Source organism: Gilliamella sp. App4-10, assembly GCF_001690495.1.
GTDB classification, from domain to species: Bacteria; Pseudomonadota; Gammaproteobacteria; order Enterobacterales; family Orbaceae; genus Gilliamella; species Gilliamella apicola_G.
Window position 1 is genome coordinate 59,712 of sequence record NZ_LZGS01000037.1, and the last position, 6,176, is coordinate 65,887.

The 6,176-nt window shown below is 39.9% G+C and carries 6 protein-coding genes; all 6 read left to right on the plus strand.

The window, feature by feature from the left end; translation table 11 throughout:
* Positions 1-4: 4 nt before the first annotated feature.
* Positions 5-538 carry a F0F1 ATP synthase subunit delta gene (gene atpH / locus A9G23_RS08010; RefSeq protein WP_065587115.1) on the plus strand — a complete coding sequence of 178 codons (534 nt, stop codon included), beginning with the start codon at positions 5-7 and terminating at the stop codon, positions 536-538.
* An 11-nt stretch (positions 539-549) separates the two neighbouring features.
* Positions 550-2,091 carry a F0F1 ATP synthase subunit alpha gene (gene atpA / locus A9G23_RS08015; RefSeq protein WP_065587116.1) on the plus strand — a complete coding sequence of 514 codons (1,542 nt, stop codon included), beginning with the start codon at positions 550-552 and terminating at the stop codon, positions 2,089-2,091.
* A gap of 14 nt (positions 2,092-2,105) precedes the next feature.
* Complete coding sequence (gene atpG, locus A9G23_RS08020; protein WP_065587117.1) at positions 2,106-2,975, plus strand: F0F1 ATP synthase subunit gamma; 870 nt, start codon at positions 2,106-2,108, stop codon at positions 2,973-2,975.
* A gap of 47 nt (positions 2,976-3,022) precedes the next feature.
* A complete protein-coding gene (atpD, locus tag A9G23_RS08025; RefSeq protein WP_065587118.1) occupies positions 3,023-4,405 on the plus strand; it encodes a F0F1 ATP synthase subunit beta in 1,383 nt (460 codons plus the stop codon).
* A gap of 39 nt (positions 4,406-4,444) precedes the next feature.
* Positions 4,445-4,870: a F0F1 ATP synthase subunit epsilon gene (locus A9G23_RS08030; protein WP_034948095.1), complete on the plus strand. Its 426-nt coding sequence runs from the start codon at positions 4,445-4,447 to the stop codon at positions 4,868-4,870.
* 319 nt (positions 4,871-5,189) lie between these two features.
* On the plus strand, positions 5,190-6,176 hold a 987-nt coding region (vgrG, locus tag A9G23_RS08035), incomplete at its 3' end, for a type VI secretion system tip protein VgrG (protein WP_141674923.1).

Genomic DNA, 6,176 nt, shown 5'->3' on the forward strand with positions numbered 1-6,176 from the left:
AGCAATGGCTGACTTAATTACGATTGCTCGCCCTTATGCTAAAGCCGCTTTTGATTTTGCGGTAGAAAAAAACAGCATCGAATCATGGCATAAAATGTTAGTGTTGACATCTGAAGTGAGTAAAGATACTCAAATAAGAAGTATTTTAACATCTGACATGAAAACCGATTCGGTGGCTAATTTACTCATCAACATCTGTCAAGATGTGTTAGATGAGTTTAGCACTAACTTTATTAAGATTATGGCTGAAAACAAACGGTTATCACTCCTACCTGAAGTATTAACCTTGTTTGAGCAATATTGTTTAGATAAAGAATCACAAGCAGATGTGGAAGTCATTTCTGCCAGTGAGCTAACAAATGAACAACTTAATAAGATTTCTGTCGCTGTCGAAAAACGTTTATCACGAAAAGTAAAACTAAAATGTCATATAGATAAAACGCTCATTTCTGGTTTTATTATTCGTACGGGCGACATGGTTATTGATAGTAGTATCAGAGGGCGTTTAAATCGTTTAAATGACGCTCTACAGTCTTAAGGGGACTGATAATGCAGCTAAATTCAACTGAAATAAGTGAACTAATTAAAGAGCGAATAGCTCAGTTCAATATTGTGAGTGATGCTCACAATGAAGGAACTATCATATCGGTAAGTGATGGTATTCTTCGAATCCACGGATTAACAGATGTAATGCAAGGTGAAATGATTGCATTACCAGGTAACCGATATGCAATGGCATTAAACCTTGAAAGAGACTCTGTCGGTGCGGTGGTCATGGGACCATACGAAGACTTGTCCGAAGGTATGAAAGTACAATGTACAGGTCGTATTTTACAAGTACCCGTTGGTGAGGGTTTATTAGGTCGCGTTATTAATACGCTAGGCGAGCCAATTGATGGTAAAGGCTCACTTCAAAATGATGGTTATTCACCAGTCGAAGTTGTTGCGCCAGGTGTTATCGATCGTAAATCGGTTGACCAAGCATTACAAACTGGTTATAAAGCTGTTGACTCAATGATTCCAATTGGTCGAGGGCAACGTGAGCTTATCATTGGTGACCGTCAAACCGGTAAAACAGCGCTTGCTGTTGATGCAATCATCAACCAACGTGACTCTGGTGTAAAATGTATTTATGTTGCCATTGGTCAAAAACAATCAACAATTGCCAATGTTGTGCGTAAACTTGAAGATTATGGTGCACTTAAAAACACAATTGTGGTTGTGGCATCGGCGTCTGAATCAGCTGCGTTACAATACTTAGCACCCTATGCGGGTTGTGCAATGGGTGAATACTTCCGTGATCGTGGTCAAGATGCATTAATTGTTTATGATGATTTATCTAAACAAGCGGTTGCTTATCGTCAAATTTCGTTATTACTTCGTCGTCCACCAGGACGTGAGGCTTACCCGGGTGATGTATTTTATCTTCACTCTCGTTTACTTGAACGTGCAGCGCGTGTGAACGAAACTTATGTTGAAGAGTACACAAAAGGCGAAGTTAAGGGCAAAACCGGTTCATTAACAGCATTACCAATTATTGAAACTCAAGCAGGTGACGTTTCGGCATTCGTACCAACTAACGTAATTTCGATTACTGATGGTCAGATTTTCCTTGAAACTAGCCTATTTAACTCAGGTATCCGTCCTGCGGTTAACCCAGGTATTTCGGTTTCACGTGTGGGTGGTGCTGCACAAACGAAGATAATGAAAAAACTATCAGGTGGTATTCGTACTGCGCTTGCACAGTATCGTGAATTAGCTGCATTCTCTCAATTTGCATCTGACTTAGATGAAGCAACAAGAAACCAATTAAGCCACGGTGAAAAAGTAACCGAATTGTTAAAACAAAAGCAATACTCACCAATGACTGTTGCTGAACAAGCAATTGTACTTTACGCCGCTGAACGTGGTTATCTTGAAGATGTAGAATTGGCTAAAGTATTACCATTTGAAACAGCATTACTTGCTTATGCCCATAGTCAATATGCCGATTTTGTCAAATTAATCGACGAGACCGGTAATTACAATGATGAGATTGAAAGTAAGCTAAAAGCATTACTTGAAAGCTTTAAATCGACTCAAACTTGGTAAGGGTGAGGTAACAAATGGCTAATGCAAAAGAGATTAGAACAAAGATTGCCAGTATCCAAAGTACGCAAAAGATCACTAAAGCAATGGAAATGGTTGCCAATTCTAAAATGCGCAAAACACAAGATAGAATGGCCGCTAGTCGACCCTATGCCGAAATGATCCGCGAAGTAATTGGACATTTAGCGTTAGCTCAGATAGGCGCCAAACATCCTTATTTAGAAGAAAGAGATGTAAAGCGAGTTGGCTACCTTATTATTTCAACCGATCGTGGTTTATGTGGTGGTTTAAATATCAATCTATTTAAAACTGTCATTGCTGACATGTCAGCATGGCAGGAAAAAGGTGTTGAAGCTGATGTTGCTTTAGTTGGTTCGCGTGGTGTTTCGTTTTTCTCATCAGTAAAAGCAAACATCTTAACCCAAGTGACTAACTTGGGGGATGAACCCAATTTATCCGATTTAATTGGTCCGGTAAAAACAATGCTTGAGGCATATGACAACGGTAAAATTGATAAATTATATATCGTTACTAACAAATTTATTAATACTATGTCACAAAAGCCAACAATCCAGCAATTATTACCATTACCACCATCAGAAGATAAAGAACTTAAAGCTTCATCATGGGATTATATTTATGAGCCTGATGCTAAATCACTATTAGATGTGATTTTACGTCGCTATATTGAATCACAAGTCTACCAAGCAGTGGTTGATAATTTAGCGAGTGAACAAGCAGCAAGAATGGTAGCCATGAAAGCGGCAACAGATAACGGTGCAAACCTAATTAATGAATTACAAATTGTGTACAACAAAGCACGTCAAGGTGCTATCACGAATGAATTGATTGATATTGTATCCGGTGCAGCCGCTGTTTCAGGTTAGTGCTAAATATTGGCTTATAGTTAAGAAAAAGACGTAGAGGATTAAAAATGGCTACTGGAAAGATTGTCCAGATCATCGGTGCGGTGGTTGATGTCGAATTCCCAGAAGATGCAGTACCAAAGGTATATGATGCATTAGAAGTGGAAACAGGCACTGAAAAATTAGTTCTGGAAGTTCAGCAACAATTAGGTGGTGGCGTTGTTTGTTGCATCGCAATGGGGTCATCTGATGGCTTAAGACGTGGACTTAAAGTTAGAAACACAGGCCACGGCATTGAAGTACCAGTGGGGACAAAAACACTGGGTCGTATTATGAATGTACTTGGTGATCCTGTCGATAAAGCGGGTCCAATTGGTGAAGAAGAACGTTGGGCGATTCATCGCGCAGCACCAACCTATGAAGAACTTGCAAACTCAACAGAGTTACTTGAAACTGGTATAAAAGTTATCGACTTAATTTGTCCATTTGCTAAAGGGGGTAAAGTAGGTCTATTCGGTGGGGCGGGTGTAGGTAAAACCGTTAATATGATGGAATTAATCCGTAATATCGCTATCGAACACTCTGGTTACTCAGTATTTACTGGTGTGGGTGAACGTACCCGTGAAGGTAATGACTTTTACCACGAAATGAAAGAATCAAACGTACTTGATAAAGTATCGTTAGTTTATGGTCAGATGAATGAGCCACCAGGAAACCGTTTACGTGTTGCATTAACGGGTTTAACTATGGCTGAAAAATTCCGTGACGAAGGTAAAGACGTTTTATTATTCATCGATAATATTTACCGTTATACCTTAGCCGGTACTGAAGTATCAGCATTATTAGGTCGTATGCCATCGGCGGTGGGTTATCAACCAACATTAGCCGAAGAAATGGGCTTACTACAAGAGCGTATTACATCAACTAAAACAGGTTCGATCACTTCAATCCAAGCCGTTTATGTACCAGCAGATGACTTGACTGACCCATCACCAGCAACAACCTTTGCTCATTTAGATGCAACGATCGTATTGAGCCGACAAATTGCTTCTTTAGGTATCTATCCGGCAGTGGATCCCTTAGATTCAACTAGTCGTCAATTAGATCCTTTAGTGGTTGGTCAAGAGCACTATGATTGTGCCCGTGGTGTTCAGTCAATTCTACAACGTTATCAAGAATTAAAAGATATTATTGCGATTCTTGGTATGGATGAGTTATCAGAAGATGATAAATTGATCGTTGCTCGTGCTCGTAAAATTCAGCGTTTCTTATCTCAACCATTCTTTGTTGCAGAAGTATTCACTGGTTCACCAGGAAAATATGTACCTTTGAAAGACACGATTAGTGCATTTAAAGGAATCATGAACGGTGATTATGACCACATCCCTGAACAAGCATTCTATATGGTTGGTTCAATTGATGAAGCGATTGAGAAAGCAAAATCTCTCTAAGAGATTCATAGAGCACATCATATTAATGGAGATCGTATTATGGCACTAACTTCCTATCAATTAGAAGTTGTTAGTGCTGAATCTCACCTGTTTTCGGGTGATGTTCAGCGAATCAGAGTGACAGGTAAAGAAGGTGAACTTGGGATTTATCCTGGTCATACCCCCCTACTCACAACCATAAAACCAGGCATGGTAGGCATTGTGAAAGCGGATGGTGAAGAAGAGTTTATCTATCTGTCTGGAGGCATCTTAGAGGTTCAACCTAATATCGTCACTATCTTAGCTGATACCGCTATCCGTGGTGAAGATTTAGATGAAGCAAGAGCACAAGAAGCAGTAAGACAAGCGCAAGAACATATAAATCACCCAAGCGATGATATGTCATTTGCACAAGCATCTGCAGAACTATCAAAAGCGTTGGCAAAAATCCGTGTTATTGAATTAACACGCCGTATCGGTCAATAATTGGCTTTTGATGGTTTGTCATAAATAGAAGGTTACAACTCAATAGTGTTGCAACCTTTTAAAAATGCTTAAGTTATAAAAAGTTAATTTGCCTATTTCTTTTCAACAAAGCTTTTAACAGCAAAATCATACTTATTCAATCAACACAATTATTCATATTAAATAACACATTAATTAAAAACCATTAAATTTTACCTCATAATGGTTTATACTCTGTTTCCATTATCGTTTATGCTTAAAACAATACTATAAATAACGATAAGCCAATCACCTCATTAACAATAAAATATAGAGATTTTAGGGAAAATAGGAAAACAATATGGACAACACGCTTAATCACTTAATCGGTGAATTTGGGGACGGATTAGTGACGGGTTTAGGGGGCGTTAGCCATAATCGCTATAGCTTAACTGTTGAGGGGCTGCGCTCGCCGATTTCGGTTTGGCATGTTGACGGTAATGAGTCGTTAAACCAGCCTTGGCGTTATGTGATTACTTTTACCAGCGCTGACAAAGCGTTATCCATTGATTCAGTGCTTAATCAAAAAGCCACATTCTCTTTTAATCCTGTTATCCATCAACCGTATCAAAGCGTAATGTCAACAATCTCATCATTAAGTGACTTACCGTCGGTGAATGATAAACGCACCTTGCATGGGGTGATTACTGAGTTTAGTCTGTTATCGGTCAATAAAGAGGAAGCCCATTATCAGGTGGTATTATCTTCGTGTTTAGCACGGCTGGCTATTGGGCAACATAGTGCCATATTTCAACAGCAAAGCGTGGTGAGTGTAGTTGAAGAAGTGCTGCGCAGTCATGGTTTGACGGGCATTGATTACCGTCTAGAGTTAAAAGAGAGCTATCCTGAGCGGGAGTTTATCACGCAGTGGCAAGAGAGTGACCTTGAATTTATTCAACGCTTATTGGCCGATGTGGGTATCTGGTTTCGCTTTGAAACCCACGCCGAGCGCCACTGTGATGTAATGGTGTTAAGTGATTATGAGCAAGGCTATGCGCAGGTGGCTAATATTGACGATAAACCACCCAGTGGCACGCTCGATAGGGGCGTTGAAAGTGTGTGGGATATCAGCCTGCATAGCGAAGTGGTGGTCTCCTCAGTCAAGGTACAAGACTATAACTACCGTGATGCCCTCGCCAATTTACAGGGAGAAGTTAACACTCAACCCAAAGACCTGACCACCTATGGCAGCGACTATCGTTATGCTGAGCACTATCAAGGCTTAGCGAGCAACGGACAGGGAAATCCACACACTCATGGTGAGGATAATAGTGATAATGACCATAAC